The organism is Priestia sp. D51, assembly GCF_053345675.1.
In genome coordinates, this window is sequence record NZ_JBLTIR010000001.1 from 356680 (window position 1) to 371588 (window position 14909).

Consider the following 14909-nt stretch of genomic DNA (forward strand, 5'->3'; position numbering starts at 1 on the left):
CGTCGATTTATACCCCTTCATAAAAGAAGGTAATTTGTAAAAAATTGTGTTACATGATTTTACGTCGGAAGGCTATTCTAAACATAAGGAATTGAAATATGTATCTGATCTTTATGGTTAGAAAGGTGGGAGTTCTATGTTGAATTTTACTTGGAACATTTTTTCACAAACAGGTAGCATTGATACTTATCTCATTTTTAAGGAACTTGAAAATGAAGTGAAAGAAAGACCCGAAACATATGAGGACAACAGCGAAAGTCTCAATTCTCCCTTGTCTTAGCCTTCTGTAAGATGGCGGTGATGATGATTGTTTAAAAAGTGTGAAGGAATTGTCATTCGAACGAATGATTACGGTGAATCAAATAAAATTGTCACCATTTATTCACGTGAACTCGGAAAAGTGGGTCTTATGGCAAGAGGGGCAAAAAAGCCCAGTAGTCGCTTAGCTTCCGTCACACAATTATTTACGTATGGATACTTTTTTATACAAGCAGGTTCAGGAATGGGTACTCTCCATCAAGGAGAAGTTATCTCATCTATGAGAAGCATACGCGAAGATATCTTCACAACAGCGTATGCTTCTTATATTCTTGAATTAACAGATAAAGCTACTGAGAACAATAAACCAAATCCATTTCTATTTGAACTGCTGCACCAAACCATTCATTATATGAACGAAGAGTATGATGCAGAGATCTTAACATTTATTTATGAAATGAAAATGTTAAACGTTCTAGGTCTTCATCCTACATTAAATGGATGTGCAGTCTGCCATCAAGGTGAAGGAACATTTCATTTTTCCATTCGAGAAGGCGGGTTTATTTGTCATCGATGCTTAGAAAAAGATCCTTATCATTTGAAAATTAGTCCGATGACGGTTAAACTATTAAGGCTATTTTATTACATTGATTTAAAGCGGTTAGGTTCTATTTCTGTTAAACCCGAAACAAAAAAACAATTAAAGTTTGTAATTGATCAATATTATGAAGAATATTCAGGATTGTTTTTAAAAACAAAGCGGTTTTTGAATCAGATGGAGTCTTTAAAACAATCGCTCTCTGATAAGAAATAGAAAAGATAATCAGTGATATGCAAGGAATTGCTGTCGCTAGGGTGCCTCGTAGTGTGTAGAGGACACCCTTTTTACTGTGGAGCGAAGGGATAGTTTCGCTTATTGTAAGCGTAATGTCTGCTTTTTTTGAGAAGCCATGGTAAAATAAACGGCATTCTAAAAAGATAAAATGCTAAAATTAATAAGTTATAGCTTTTACTTTTGCTTAAAAAGTATATAATGTTTTATAAATAGTATGTCACATTTAATGATTAGGTGGTGAGTACAATCGAACTGAACAAACGACAAGAACAAATTTTACAAATTGTCAAAGACGAAGGCCCTATTACAGGCGAGCATATTGCAGATCAGCTTAGCCTTACGCGGGCCACGCTAAGACCGGACTTGGCTATTTTAACAATGGCTGGTTATCTAGAAGCGCGACCGCGCGTAGGTTACTTTTACACAGGTAAAACAGGAGCACAGCTTCTTACAGATAAAATAAAAAAAATACAGGTGCAAGAATATCAGTCTATCCCTGTAGTCGTGAACGAAAATGTGTCGGTATATGATGCTATTTGTACAATGTTTCTAGAAGACGTGGGGACCCTTTTTGTAGTGGATGAGAAATCACAGCTAGTGGGAGTACTGTCGCGTAAAGATTTATTGCGCGCGAGTATCGGAAAGCAAGAGCTCACATCTATTCCTGTTCATATTATCATGACGAGAATGCCCAACATTACATATTGTTATCGCGAAGATTTGTTAATGGATATTGCTAAGATCTTAATTGAAAAACAGATTGATGCTATGCCCGTTATTAAAGAGGGAGACGGCAATTTTGAAGTGGTGGGACGCATTACCAAAACAAATATTACAAAATTACTAGTAGCACTAGCAAATGATGAAGTATTATAAGTGAAAAAGGATTAAAAAGGGGATGCACAAAATATGAACAACCCATGTCTTTATGTCATTTCGGATTCTGTAGGTGAGACAGCTGAACTAGTTGTAAAGGCTGCATCAAGTCAGTTCAATATGACGGACTTTGTAATTAAAAGAGTACCTTACGTAGAGGACATCGCAACACTTTCAGAAGTGGTTTCAGTAGCGAAGTTGAACAACGCTATTATTGGCTTTACGCTAGTAAAGCCCGAAATGAGAGAATTTTTAATTCAAGAAGCGTCCAAAAACGGGGTAGAGGTATTTGATATTATTGGACCTTTAATTGATAAAATTCAATCTTCTTATCAACTTTCTCCTCGCTATGAGCCTGGAATGGCTAGAAAGTTAGACGAAGATTATTTTAAGAAAGTAGAAGCGATTGAATTTGCAGTGAAATATGATGATGGGCGTGATCCAAGAGGCATTCTTAGAGCGGATATCGTATTAATCGGTGTATCAAGAACGTCTAAAACACCTCTTTCTCAGTTTTTAGCACACAAGCGTTTGAAAGTAGCCAACGTTCCGATTGTACCTGAGGTAGATCCGCCAGAAGAGCTGTTTCACGTATCACCTGAGAAATGTATAGGACTTACTATTAGTCCTGAAAAATTAAACGATATTCGTAAAGAGCGTTTAAAGTCTCTTGGGCTAAACGATAAAGCAATTTATGCTAATATTGGCCGTATTAAAGAAGAACTTGAATTCTTCCAAGGAATTGTAGATAAGATTGGCTGTGAAGTGGTTGATGTATCCAACAGAGCCGTAGAAGAAACAGCTGGTATCATTCTCAATACCATCAAAAAGAAATAAACGATGGATCTCCTCCGTGCGTGACAGAAAGGAGATTGCTTTCTTATGTTTGTATGCTGTAAGCCTAAGAAAATATACCAAAGATGAATATGACAGAACTTTTAAAAACAAGTGACTTTGGTATAGAAAATATAGGTTGTTTATATTATAATAAAAAATTGTGATAAAAAAGAATAGTTTTAGGTTTAGACTTTGTTAAGAACGAATAAACTATTTATATAAAAGTCAAGTCAAAATCGAAAAAAGTATTCGACAAATGCCATCTACAGGAAATAACAAATTGTTAGAAGGAATCTCTGGAGGGATGTAGAATACAGAGTTATAGCAAAAGAAAAAGTAAAGTTTTTGTCGATGCTGATGCATGCCCTGTTAAAGCAGAAATCGTTGAACTTACACATACATATGACATCGAGCTTGTGTTTGTTGCTTCCTATGCTCACATGCAAACAAATCCTACACCAGGAAAATGGGTCTATGTAGATGCAGAAAAGGAAGCCGCAGATTTATATATTTTAAATCACGCAGCCAAGCAGGATATTGTCGTAACTCAAGATACTGGCTTAGCAAGCATGTTAGTAAGTCGAGGGGTTTACGCACTGTCTCCTCGTGGAAAGTACTATAATGACGACGAAATGAATACGGTGCTTTTCTTTCGCTATGTTTCTGCAAAAGAGCGACGGTCAGGGCGTCATACTAAAGGCCCAAAGGCATTTAGTGAAGAAGATCGCCAGCATTTCATTCAAGCTTTTGAAAAAATGTTGTCGAAACTTGCAGGAATTTAGCACTTAGTGAAGAATATTATATGAAATACGGAGCTGTTACTATGGCAAATCGAATTCCTGATGAAGTAATCGACCGTATTCGGCATTCAGTAGATATTGTCGACGTCATAAGCGATTATGTACAACTAAAAAAACAAGGGCGCAATTATTTTGGACTCTGTCCGTTTCATGGGGAAAGCACACCATCTTTTTCAGTATCGCCTGATAAACAAATTTATCATTGCTTTGGATGCGGTGCAGGAGGGAATTCATTTTCATTCATAATGGAATTAGAAGGACTGTCCTTCACGGAAGCAGCTCAGCAGCTTGCTGAAAAAGGAGATATTCCTTTTGAACATGAGATACATCCTCATGAAGAAGATAATCAAAAGCCTAGCAATAAAATGATTGAAGCACACGAGCTTTTAAAGAAATTTTACCATCATTTATTGGTAAATACAAAAGAAGGCCAAGATGCTTATGATTATTTAATAAATCGAGGGTTTTCACGAGAAATTATCGATGAATTTGAGATAGGTTTTGCTTTAGATTCGTGGGAATTTGTAAGTAAGTTCTTAACAAAACGTGGGTTTAATCCGCAAGAGATGGAACATGCAGGTTTAATCATTAAACGCAACCAAGATGAAACGTACTTTGATCGTTTTCGCGATCGAATTATGTTTCCTATTGCTGACTTGCAAGGCAAAACAATTGCATTTTCAGGGCGCCTGCTAAAAGAGATAAAAGGGCAGCCTAAATATTTAAACAGTCCCGAAACTTCTATTTTTAACAAAAGTCGCACACTCTACAACTTTCACCGCGCTAAAAAACATATACGCAAAAATCAGCAGGTTATTTTATTTGAAGGATTTGCAGATGTTATTTCAGCTGTTAAAGCGGGGTGCCCAAACGCAATTGCAACAATGGGAACTGCCTTAACAGAAGAACAAGCCAAAATTATTCGCCGAAATGTAGAGTCCGTTATCATTTGCTATGATGCAGATTCTGCTGGAATTGAAGCAGCGCACAAAGCAACTGCTATCTTAACAAATGTGGGTTGTACCGTTAAGATTGCTGTGATGCCGGATGGTTATGACCCGGATGATTATATTAAAGAATACGGGGCAGAGAAGTTTCAAAATGATGTTATTAATAGCAGCTTGACCTTTATGGCATTTCAAATGAGGTATCTCCGCCGAAAGCGAAATCTACAAAATGAATCTGAACGTATGCAATACATTGAAGACGTTTTGAAAGAAATAAGCCTCCTTACAAAAGCTGTAGAGCGAGATCATTATTTACGCCAATTGGCACAAGAGTTTTCCATTTCATTAGATGCGCTTAAAGAACAGCAGTATCAAGTGTATCGAACGGAAAAAAAGAAAAAGGATAATGATTCTCCAAATCGAAATAATATAAATAGACAACCAGTCGTAAAGAGAAGCTTATTACCGGCTTATCAAAATGCAGAACGTTTTTTGATCGCTCATATGTTGAAAGATAAGGATGTAGCATTTAGAATTCAAGACCGACTTCAAGGTCAGTTCAATGTCGAAGAACATCGTGCGCTTGTTCTATATTTGTATGCCTATTACGAGGAAGGACACGAGCCTAATCCGAGCGGATTTATTGAGCGGTTGCCCGAATCTTCGTTGTCTAGTCTAGCTTCAGAATTGGCGATGATGTCAATCAATGATGAATTGTCGGAGCAAGCTTTGAATGATTATATCCAAACGATATTGATTTATCCACAAAGGGTAGCGATAGAAAAAAAAGAAGCAGAAAAGCAAGAAGCAGAGCGTCAAAAAGATTATTTAAAAGCTGCGACAATAGCAATGGAAATTTTACAGTTGAAAAAAACGTTAAAATAAACGATGTTGCGTATTAGTCCCACTTTTAGAAGGTTTTCCTTAAAATTTTGGAAGGAGGGGATCTGATGGCTGAAAAATCAGCTCAATCAAAACAACTTGATTCAGATTTAACAATTGAACAAGTAAAAGATCAATTGACCGAAATCGGAAAAAAACGTGGTGTGCTAACATACGAAGAAATTGCAGAGCGTATGGCGAACTTCGAAATTGAATCCGATCAAATGGATGAATATTATGAATACCTTGGAGAACAAGGTGTTGAAGTAATGAGTGAATCTGAAGCAAATGATGACGATGCCGATCCCGATATTCAAGAACTGTCAAAAGAAGAAGAGTTTGATTTAAATGATTTAAGTGTACCTCCTGGTGTGAAAATTAATGATCCAGTTCGTATGTACTTAAAAGAAATCGGACGCGTTGACTTATTGTCGGCAGAGGAAGAAATCAATTTAGCAAAACGTATTGAAGAAGGCGATGAAGAAGCGAAACGTCGTCTTGCTGAAGCAAACTTACGTCTTGTGGTAAGTATCGCTAAACGCTATGTTGGACGCGGTATGCTGTTTCTTGATTTAATTCAAGAAGGAAACATGGGTCTTATTAAAGCGGTAGAAAAATTTGATTATCGCAAAGGTTATAAATTCAGTACGTATGCGACATGGTGGATTCGTCAAGCTATTACTCGTGCGATTGCTGACCAAGCAAGAACGATTCGTATCCCTGTTCATATGGTTGAAACGATTAACAAACTAATTCGTGTTCAACGTCAGCTTCTACAAGATTTAGGTCGCGAACCATCTCCTGAAGAAATTGCAGAAGATATGGACTTAACACCAGAAAAAGTTCGTGAAATCTTAAAAATTGCCCAAGAGCCGGTTTCTCTTGAAACGCCAATTGGTGAGGAAGATGATTCTCATTTAGGTGACTTCATTGAAGACCAGGATGCAACATCACCTTCTGAACATGCTGCATATGAATTATTAAAAGAGCAGTTAGAAGACGTCCTTGATACGTTAACAGATCGCGAAGAAAATGTTCTTAGACTCCGCTTTGGTCTGGACGATGGGCGTACGCGTACGCTTGAAGAAGTAGGAAAAGTATTTGGCGTAACGCGTGAGCGTATTCGTCAAATTGAAGCTAAAGCGCTTCGCAAGCTTCGTCACCCTAGTCGAAGCAAACGTTTAAAAGATTTCTTAGAATAGATAAAAGCGTAAATAGCGCTTATGAGATAGCTTCTTTCCCTGCGGAAAGAGGCTATCTGTTTTTTTATGGAATAAATTTCATGAAAACGCATTTTAAAGAAGTATATTGATTTTTTTACCAACTTTTCTTCTTTCATATATTTTACTGAATTGTCCTTCGTTTTGCAAATGCTCCTTTATATTCTTTTGTTATAGAAGCGTAAGATGTTCAAATTTCATTTAAACATCCGAAAAAAATGGAATCGCTCTCATTTTATTCTTGCATTGATGAATACTCCTCTATTATAACATGAAAAAATTAAAACGTTTTAAAAGTTGAGAAAATTTACAAAAATGAATTATAATTAGATAATGTAAGCGTATACATTTTTTAGGGGGAATAAAAATGAATTATGAATTAACCAATGAACAAAAGATGATTCAACGGACGCTGAGAGAATTTTCAGAAGCTGAAGTAGCACCAAATGCACTAGAGCGCGATCGAAGTAAGCAATTTCCGCTTGATGTTTTTAAAAAGTTAAGTGAGCTTGGTGTAATGGGCCTTCCTTTTCCTGAAGAATATGGTGGCGGAGGCGCAGATACGGTTAGTTTTGCTATTGTCGTAGAGGAGTTAAGTAAAGCTTGTGGCTCTACAGGAATTACATACTCAGCTCATGTTTCGCTCGGGGGGGCACCTATTTATTTATTCGGAACAAAGGAGCAAAAAGAACAGTACCTACCAGCTTTATGCTCCGGGGAATCTTTTGGAGCGTTTGGTTTAACCGAACCGAACGCAGGAAGTGACGCGGGGGGAACGGAGACCGAAGCAGTGTTGAAGGATGGAACATTTAGGATTAATGGAAGTAAATGCTATATTACGAATGCCAGCTATGCAAAGTTTTTAGCTTTAACAGCTGTTACAAACCGTACAGAAGGTAAAAAAGAAATTTCAGCTATTATCGTGCCTACAGAAGCTCGAGGTTTTACTGTAATAGACAATTACGAGAAAATGGGTCTACATGCTTCAAATACAACTGAACTCGTTTTAGAGGATGTTGAAGTGCCTGAAGAGAATTTACTCGGTGTAAGAGGAGAAGGATTCAAACAATTTCTAATGACGCTTGACGGGGGAAGAATTGGAATTGGGGCAATGGCCGTTGGAATCGCTCAAGCGGCTTATGAAAAAGCACTGTCATATGCGCAGGAAAGAAAGCAGTTTGGGAAAGCTATTTCATCGTTTCAAGCGATTCAGTTTAAATTAGCTGATATGGCCATGAAAATTGAGTTAGCAAGAAATATGGTGTATAAAGCAGCGTGGTTAAAAGACCAAGGAAAGCCATTTACGAAAGAAGCAGCTATGTGTAAACTGTATGCTTCTGAAATTTGTATGGAAGTAGCCAGTCAAGCTGTGCAGATTCATGGAGGATACGGCTACATGAAAGAGTATCACGTGGAGCGGTATTTACGGGATGCCAAGCTTTTAGAAATTGGAGAAGGAACTTCGGAAATTCAGCGCTCTGTTATTGCAAGGCAAATTGGCTGTTAAGATAAGCAATAAGAAATTAGTTAATTATGTAAATAAAACCCTTTCACTTATGAGCATTTTCAAGTAAAATAAAAGTGCTTATACTATTTTGTTATTTCTAGGGATGGGAATACATAAAGGGGGTATAGTGAGTGAAGCGAAATCCGCTAATACCATTTTTATTAATTGCGGTAATTGGGATTGCTTTAATGTTAACGCTTTCGTTCAACGGATTGAACAATGCAAAAGAAATCGCGGCTGAAAAAGAAGGCGGTGGCGCGGAACAGCAGGCTTCAGCTAAACCAGAAGAAATTTATCAAAAAACTTGTATTGGTTGTCACGGTGATCAGTATCAAGGTGGAGTAGGTCCTTCGTTAAAAGGAATTGGGAAAAAAGTTTCTCAAGAAGAAATTGCAAATATTGTTGTAAACGGTAAAGGAAACATGCCGGCCGGGCTGGTTCCTCCGGAAAAAGCGAAGGAAATGGCTAAATGGGTATCCGAAATTAAATAGAGTTCAGAAACATGATTTTCTGGAAAGCCGCTCATTTATAAAGCAGGCTTTTTTTTTATGATTTTTTTATACGCATTCAGCTAGAAGGAAAACATGAAGAGAAATAGGAATCATGCAGCTATCTATGTTAAAATAATGAACAGTAATCACATAGAGAATAGGTGACAAAATGAATGAATTAAACTTATCAACAAGACTTGAAGAAGTAGTAAAGTCGATTCCTTTGGGAGCAAAGATAGCAGACATTGGCTCAGATCATGCGTATTTGCCATGTTTTGCTTATTTAAATGGATATATTAGCGGCGCTGTAGCAGGTGAAATTACAGAAGGTCCCCTGCAATCGGCTATTCAGCAGGTGAAAAAAACAAGCTTAACGGATGTTATTGATGTTCGAAAAGGAAACGGCCTAGAAGTAATATCGCCGAATGAAGTAGACTGTATTACAATCTGCGGAATGGGCGGAACGCTTATTACGATGATTTTAGAAGAAGGAAAGGCAAAATTAGAAGGAGTAAAAAGACTTGTGCTTCAGCCAAATATTGGTTCACATCATATTCGCAGCTGGCTGATTCAACACAACTGGGAAATAATTGATGAAAAAATCATCGAAGAAGACGGTCGTATGTATGAAGTCATCGTCGCTGAACCTGGAAACCCTTTAGCTCCGTATAACGGGGAAGTGGAAGCCGGCGTGTTAATGGGCCCTATTTTAAAAGAAAAGCGCTCTTCTGCTTTTATGACAAAGTGGACGCATGAACTAAATCATCTTAAACAAATTGTCAGTCAAATGGAACAGGCTCAGTCAGAGGAAAGCAAAGCAAAACTTCAAAAACTTACCCAAGACATCTCATTAATTGAGGAGGCGTTAAAATGAGTAAAATCCCTAACGGATTTCAAGTAATTGAGGCATTTGAATCATTTTCTCCCAAGCATTTAGCGGTTGAAGGAGATAAAATTGGTTTACAGATTGGAACGTTAAACAAGCCTGTAAAAAAAGTAATGGTAACGTTAGATGTTCTTGAAACGGTCGTAGACGAAGCAATTGAAAAACAAGTGGATTTAATTATTGCTCATCATCCTCCTATCTTTAGACCTCTAAAACAAGTGGTTACAGATCGTCCTGAAGGGCGTATTTTAGAGAAATGCATTAAGCATGATATTGCCGTATATGCTGCTCATACAAACTTAGATATAGCTAAAGGCGGAGTAAATGACTTGTTAGCCGAAGCGTTGGGGCTACAAGAGACAAAAGTGCTGGTTCCGACAACGTCGATTCAATTGAAAAAGCTAGCTGTATTTGTTCCTTCAAATGACGCTGAAGCAGTGCGCACAGCTATTTGTGATGCGGGAGCTGGACATGTTGGCCTTTACAGCGACTGTACGTTTTCAACAGAAGGCGAAGGCACATTTAAACCTTCTTCAGAAGCCAATCCATACATTGGCTCAAAAGGAGAGCTAGAACGTGTCAATGAAACAAAAGTTGAAACTATTTTTGAAGCGGGTCAACAAAATAAAATTATTCGTGCCATGCTCAGTGCTCATCCTTACGAAGAAGTAGCCTATGACATTTATCCAGTGGAACAAACGGGCGAAACGCTTGGACTTGGACGAATTGGTAAGTTAAAAGAAGAGATGACGTTAAAACAGTTTGCCGATCACGTTAAACAAGCATTGGATGTAGATGGTGTCAGAGTAGTAGGGTCTATGGATGCCACTGTGAAAAAAGTAGCTGTTCTTGGCGGAGACGGAAACAAATATATTACAAACGCAAAATTTAGCGGAGCAGATGCCTATGTAACAGGTGATTTGTATTTCCACGTTGCGCATGATGCAATGGCAATGGGATTAAACGTTGTAGATCCTGGTCATCATGTTGAAAAAGTCATGAGACAAGGTGTAACACGCGTATTAAACAGTCTTTTTGAAGCGAAAAACTTTGAGTGTGAAGTATTTGATTCAAAAGTAGACACAAACCCATTTACGTTTATGTAACAAAGAAGGTGTTGACGAATGTCAACACCTTCTTTTGCGTCTATTAAGACGATTTTTTTGTTCGAACTTTTGGTAAAATTTTTGAAAGAGGCACACTTTTTTCACGTGTCCATGTTGTTTCATCTTCCGGATCGAACTGATCTAGAAAATTGATGACCTCTTTTGTGATTGGAGTAGGGGTAGATGCGCCTGCCGTAACAGCTACGGTTTTCGCGTTCATCAACCATTCGATCTGAAGCTCTGAGATGTCACCGATGCGATATGCCTCAGTGCCGGCAATCTCCATTGATACTTGAGCTAGACGGTTTGAATTGTTACTTTTAGGATCTCCTACTACGATTGTAACATCTGCTTCACCTGCTTGCTCAGCTACAGCTTCTTGGCGAACTTGTGTAGCTAAACAAATTTCCTTGTGAACTTCAGCGTGCGGATATTTTTCTTTTACTTTTTCCATGACATCTGCAACGTCCCACTGACTCATTGTTGTCTGATTGGTTACAATGACTTTTTCACGTTGAATATTTAAATGGGCTACGTCTTCTGCTTTTTCAATTAAATGAACGATATCTGGTGCGATGCCAAGTGCACCTTCTGGCTCAGGGTGATTTCTTTTTCCGATATAAATAACGTCATAACCTTCTTTTTCTTTTTGGCGAATAAGGTCGTGGGTTTTTGTAACATCCGGACATGTAGCATCGATTGTTGTTAAACCTTTTTCTTTTGCTCGTTCTTTTACTTCTGGAGATACTCCGTGCGCCGTAAAAATAACGGTTCCTTCATTTATTTGGTCTAAGATTTCTAGGCGATTAGCACCGTCCAGTGTGATAATGCCGTCCTCTTCAAACGCATCTGTAACGTGTTTATTATGAACAATCATTCCTAAGATATAGATTGGTCGAGGCAATGATTTATCTAAAGCGGCGTTTCGTGCAATGACCATTGCGTCTACTACACCATAACAATAGCCGCGCGGTGCGATTTTAATAACTTTCATTTCAATTTCCTCCTCATCATAATCCTGACGAGCAATTCAACTCGCTTCTATTATATAAAAGAGGAAGGAAGAATACAAAGATATTCTTTTTTTACTTACTGTCTTTACTTACGGAACTAGCAGATTTATCAAATATAAAGTTTTGGTTTAGACACTCGATCTCTAGAGGAAAGTTCAATTTCTTCTTCGAAGAAATCCAGCTCATCATCAGATGAATCCGTGCTTTCTGCGCCTGTTGACAAAACCTTACTGTCTTTGCTTTCATCAGTTTCAGCAACCTCTGTTCCTTCTGCTTCGAGTACTTCATCTGTATCGTCACTTGAGCGCAGGGCCTGATAGATTTTCCATAGAGAAGGAGCATTTTTGACAAGAGGTCCGTATTGTTGAATCATAGGTCCCATCGTTTCCGCAGCTTTTAATACTCGCTGAACATTTCCCATCATGGAGCTTAAGTTAGCAGGGTTCGTTAAACCTTGTAAACCTCCAAGCAGGGAAGAAGAGTTGGTCGCTCCTGCAGCACCTTGGGCTCCTGAAAGGCCTGAAAACAAAGAACCTCGAGGAGCAGCAGCTGCTGCTTGTTGAAAGGGGATGTTTCTATTCCCGCCTCTTCGGAATAGGCGAGTTAAGAAGTTACCTCCTCCACGGTTCAGGCCTTGCTGATTCGGGTAAAATGATTGTTGAGCATTTGTTTGCTGGGCAAAGTTACGAAACTGCTGTAATGGATTAAATTGGCCAAAGTTACCAGGTTGTTGCCCAAAACCGTTTTGCGGTGGCATTCCTGGCATCATTCTTCTTTGCATACCGGGTGGAAATGGTGGTCTTCGCTGTAGCAAAGGACGCACCTCCTTTAGTAAAGTAGATTTTCTTTTACTATCGTATGCAACTCGCGATAAAATGTTTTTGAAACAGGTAATAAGTTTTAGTAATATGAATGAGAAGTAGTCACAGAAGGAAAAATCGATTATAATCATATATTGTGCCTTAAAAGATGAACGTGAATGTAAAAAAGGAGACTATTATGGAAAAAACAAACTTTGAACGTTTTGAGTTTCAACCATTTTTAATAGAAGCAATTAAACAATTAGGTTTTTATCAGCCTACAGAGATTCAAGAGCGCTTAATTCCTTCCGTTTTAAAAGGGGAAAGTGTAATTGGTCAGTCACAAACAGGGACGGGCAAAACACACGCTTATTTATTACCTTTACTTGAAAAGGTAGATCCTAAAAAAGAAGAAGTACAAGTTGTAATTACCGCTCCAACTCGTGAGCTTGCTTCTCAAATTTATCAAGAAGTCTTAAAGCTAACAAAACACAGTGCTGAAGGAGAAGAAATTTCAGCAAAATGTTTTATCGGCGGTACAGATAAGCAGCGTACAATCGACAAATTAAAGAAACAGCCTCAAGTGGTTGTAGGAACACCGGCTCGTTTGTTTGATTTAGTAAATGAAAAAGCGTTAGTTGTGTATACAACTAAGGCGTTAGTAGTAGACGAAGCTGATTTAATGCTTGATATGGGATTTTTAGAAGATGTGGACCGTTTGGCAAGCAACATGCCTGAAAAATTACAGATGCTTGTTTTTTCAGCAACGATTCCTGAAAAATTAAAGCCATTCTTAAAAAAATACATGGAAAATCCAAAATTTACGCATGTTTCGCCGAAGCAAGCAGCAGCGGCTAAATTAGAGCATGTATTAGTTCCACTACGTCATCGTAACAAGTTTAAGCTGCTGCACGATATGCTTATTTCGTATAATCCTTATTTAGCTATCGTCTTTACAAATACAAAGAAAATGGCGGACGAAGTAGCAGATGACCTACTGTCTAAAGGCTTAAAAGTAGGAAGAATTCACGGAGACTTATCTCCTCGTGACCGTAAGAAAATGATGAAGCAAATTAATAATTTAGAATTTCAATACGTAGTAGCGACAGATTTAGCAGCTCGCGGTATTGATATTGAAGGGATTTCACACGTTATTAACTTTGAGCTTCCTTCAGATCTAGATTTCTACATTCACCGCGTAGGCCGTACAGCTCGTGCTGGTCATTCTGGAATTGCTGCTACAATCTTCGATGTGGAAGATGAAGATGCAGTAAATAAGCTAGAGAAAATGGGAATCGAATTTGTAAACAAAGATCTTCAAAAGCAAGAATGGGTTTCTATTGATGACCGTAACCGCCGTAAAAAGCGTGTGAAGAAAGCGGATGAAGTGGGAGAAGAGGCACATCGTTTTATTCAAAAGCCTAAGAAAGTAAAGCCTGGCTATAAGAAAAAACGTGCTCGTGAAATTACAAAGTACGTGCAAAAGAAAAAGCGTAGTGAAAGACGCAACAATCGTTAATCGCAATAGGTTAGAGGTGTAAAAAAGAATGTTGAAAATTGGTTCTCACGTATCGATGAGCGGCAAAAAGATGCTTTTAGGAGCAAGTGAAGAGGCAGCTTCTTATGGAGCAAATACGTTTATGATCTATACAGGCGCTCCACAAAATACTCGTCGCAAAAAGATTGAAGAGCTTAATATTGAAGCTGGTCTTTTGCATATGAAAGAGCATGGAATGAAAGATATTGTTGTACATGCTCCTTATATCATTAATTTAGGGAATACAACAAAGCCCGAAACATTTGAGCTTGGAGTAGATTTCTTAACGTCTGAAATTCAGCGCACCCATGCTCTTGGCGCAAAGCAAATTGTTCTTCATCCAGGGGCTCATGTGGGGGCCGGAGCAGATGCTGGTATTCAGCAAATTATCAACGGTCTAAACGAAGTGTTGACAGCTGATCAAGAAGTTCAAATTGCGCTTGAGACAATGGCTGGAAAAGGAACAGAGTGTGGAAGAAGCTTTGAAGAAATCGCCCAAATTATTGATGGTGTGACGCACAATGAAAAGCTCTCTGTTTGTTTTGACACATGTCACGTACATGATGCTGGTTACGATATCGTTCAAGACTTTGACGGTGTATTAAATGAATTTGACAAAACCGTAGGAATACAGCGAATTAAAGTGCTTCACATCAATGATAGTAAAAATGTATGCGGTGCTCGAAAAGACCGTCATGAAAACATTGGGTTTGGTGAAATCGGATTTGGTGCACTGAATTATATTGTTCATCACCCAGCGTTTAAAGAAGTTCCTAAAATTCTAGAAACTCCTTATGTAGGAGAAGATAAGAAAAATAAAAAAGCGCCATATCAATTGGAAATTGATATGATTCGTGCACAAAGCTTTGATTCAGAATTAAAACAAAAGCTTATGTAATTTCATATGTGATTGA

15 protein-coding genes are annotated in these 14909 nt (G+C 38.1%); 13 read left to right on the forward strand and 2 right to left on the reverse strand.

From position 1 onward, the window contains the following. Positions 1-136 precede the first annotated feature (136 nt). The 11 genes from ACNHOZ_RS01880 (at position 137) to ACNHOZ_RS01930 (ending at position 10645) form a co-directional block, all read left to right on the forward strand. Complete coding sequence (locus tag ACNHOZ_RS01880) at positions 137-280, forward strand: YqzL family protein (RefSeq protein WP_014458193.1); 144 nt, start codon at positions 137-139, stop codon at positions 278-280. A 27-nt stretch (positions 281-307) separates the two neighbouring features. Then, complete coding sequence (gene recO / locus ACNHOZ_RS01885; protein ID WP_048019740.1) at positions 308-1072, forward strand: DNA repair protein RecO; 765 nt, start codon at positions 308-310, stop codon at positions 1070-1072. A 258-nt stretch (positions 1073-1330) separates the two neighbouring features. Beyond that, complete coding sequence (locus tag ACNHOZ_RS01890; protein WP_155404465.1) at positions 1331-1969, forward strand: helix-turn-helix transcriptional regulator; 639 nt, start codon at positions 1331-1333, stop codon at positions 1967-1969. A gap of 33 nt (positions 1970-2002) precedes the next feature. Continuing rightward, complete coding sequence (locus ACNHOZ_RS01895; protein WP_014458195.1) at positions 2003-2806, forward strand: pyruvate, water dikinase regulatory protein; 804 nt, start codon at positions 2003-2005, stop codon at positions 2804-2806. A gap of 311 nt (positions 2807-3117) precedes the next feature. Beyond that, entirely contained in the window at positions 3118-3588 is a 471-nt protein-coding gene (locus ACNHOZ_RS01900; protein WP_028411643.1) for a YaiI/YqxD family protein, read from the forward strand. Between the two features lie 41 nt (positions 3589-3629). Next, complete coding sequence (gene dnaG / locus ACNHOZ_RS01905) at positions 3630-5438, forward strand: DNA primase (protein ID WP_016765586.1); 1809 nt, start codon at positions 3630-3632, stop codon at positions 5436-5438. A gap of 65 nt (positions 5439-5503) precedes the next feature. Then, positions 5504-6637: an RNA polymerase sigma factor RpoD gene (rpoD, locus tag ACNHOZ_RS01910; protein ID WP_013059219.1), complete on the forward strand. Its 1134-nt coding sequence runs from the start codon at positions 5504-5506 to the stop codon at positions 6635-6637. 385 nt (positions 6638-7022) lie between these two features. Continuing rightward, the gene (locus ACNHOZ_RS01915; RefSeq protein WP_028411642.1) at positions 7023-8162 is read left to right on the forward strand and encodes an acyl-CoA dehydrogenase family protein; all 1140 of its coding nucleotides are present in this window, start codon (positions 7023-7025) and stop codon (positions 8160-8162) included. A 131-nt stretch (positions 8163-8293) separates the two neighbouring features. Next, the gene (gene cccA, locus ACNHOZ_RS01920) at positions 8294-8653 is read left to right on the forward strand and encodes a cytochrome c550 (protein ID WP_048019742.1); all 360 of its coding nucleotides are present in this window, start codon (positions 8294-8296) and stop codon (positions 8651-8653) included. Positions 8654-8822: 169 nt separating this feature from the next. Beyond that, positions 8823-9527, forward strand: a complete 705-nt coding sequence (locus ACNHOZ_RS01925; RefSeq protein WP_028411640.1) for a tRNA (adenine(22)-N(1))-methyltransferase — start codon at positions 8823-8825, stop codon at positions 9525-9527. After that, positions 9524-10645 (forward strand): Nif3-like dinuclear metal center hexameric protein, encoded by a 1122-nt coding sequence (locus ACNHOZ_RS01930; RefSeq protein ID WP_048019743.1) that lies wholly within the window; start codon positions 9524-9526, stop codon positions 10643-10645. The genes ACNHOZ_RS01925 and ACNHOZ_RS01930 overlap by 4 nt, the downstream gene beginning before the upstream one ends. 43 nt (positions 10646-10688) lie before the next feature. On the opposite strand, the gene ACNHOZ_RS01935 is transcribed toward ACNHOZ_RS01930, so the two are convergent. Together ACNHOZ_RS01935 and ACNHOZ_RS01940 are read right to left on the reverse strand one after the other, a co-directional pair. Next, positions 10689-11639: a 4-hydroxy-3-methylbut-2-enyl diphosphate reductase gene (locus tag ACNHOZ_RS01935; RefSeq protein WP_028411638.1), complete on the reverse strand. Its 951-nt coding sequence runs from the start codon at positions 11637-11639 to the stop codon at positions 10689-10691. Positions 11640-11767: 128 nt separating this feature from the next. Beyond that, positions 11768-12472 carry a YqfQ family protein gene (locus ACNHOZ_RS01940; RefSeq protein ID WP_028411637.1) on the reverse strand — a complete coding sequence of 235 codons (705 nt, stop codon included), beginning with the start codon at positions 12470-12472 and terminating at the stop codon, positions 11768-11770. Between the two features lie 185 nt (positions 12473-12657). Between ACNHOZ_RS01940 and ACNHOZ_RS01945 the strand changes: the two genes are divergently transcribed. Together ACNHOZ_RS01945 and ACNHOZ_RS01950 are read left to right on the forward strand one after the other, a co-directional pair. Continuing rightward, complete coding sequence (locus tag ACNHOZ_RS01945; RefSeq protein ID WP_013059212.1) at positions 12658-13977, forward strand: DEAD/DEAH box helicase; 1320 nt, start codon at positions 12658-12660, stop codon at positions 13975-13977. Between the two features lie 28 nt (positions 13978-14005). Continuing rightward, the gene (locus tag ACNHOZ_RS01950) at positions 14006-14893 is read left to right on the forward strand and encodes a deoxyribonuclease IV (RefSeq protein ID WP_028411635.1); all 888 of its coding nucleotides are present in this window, start codon (positions 14006-14008) and stop codon (positions 14891-14893) included. Positions 14894-14909: the final 16 nt, after the last annotated feature.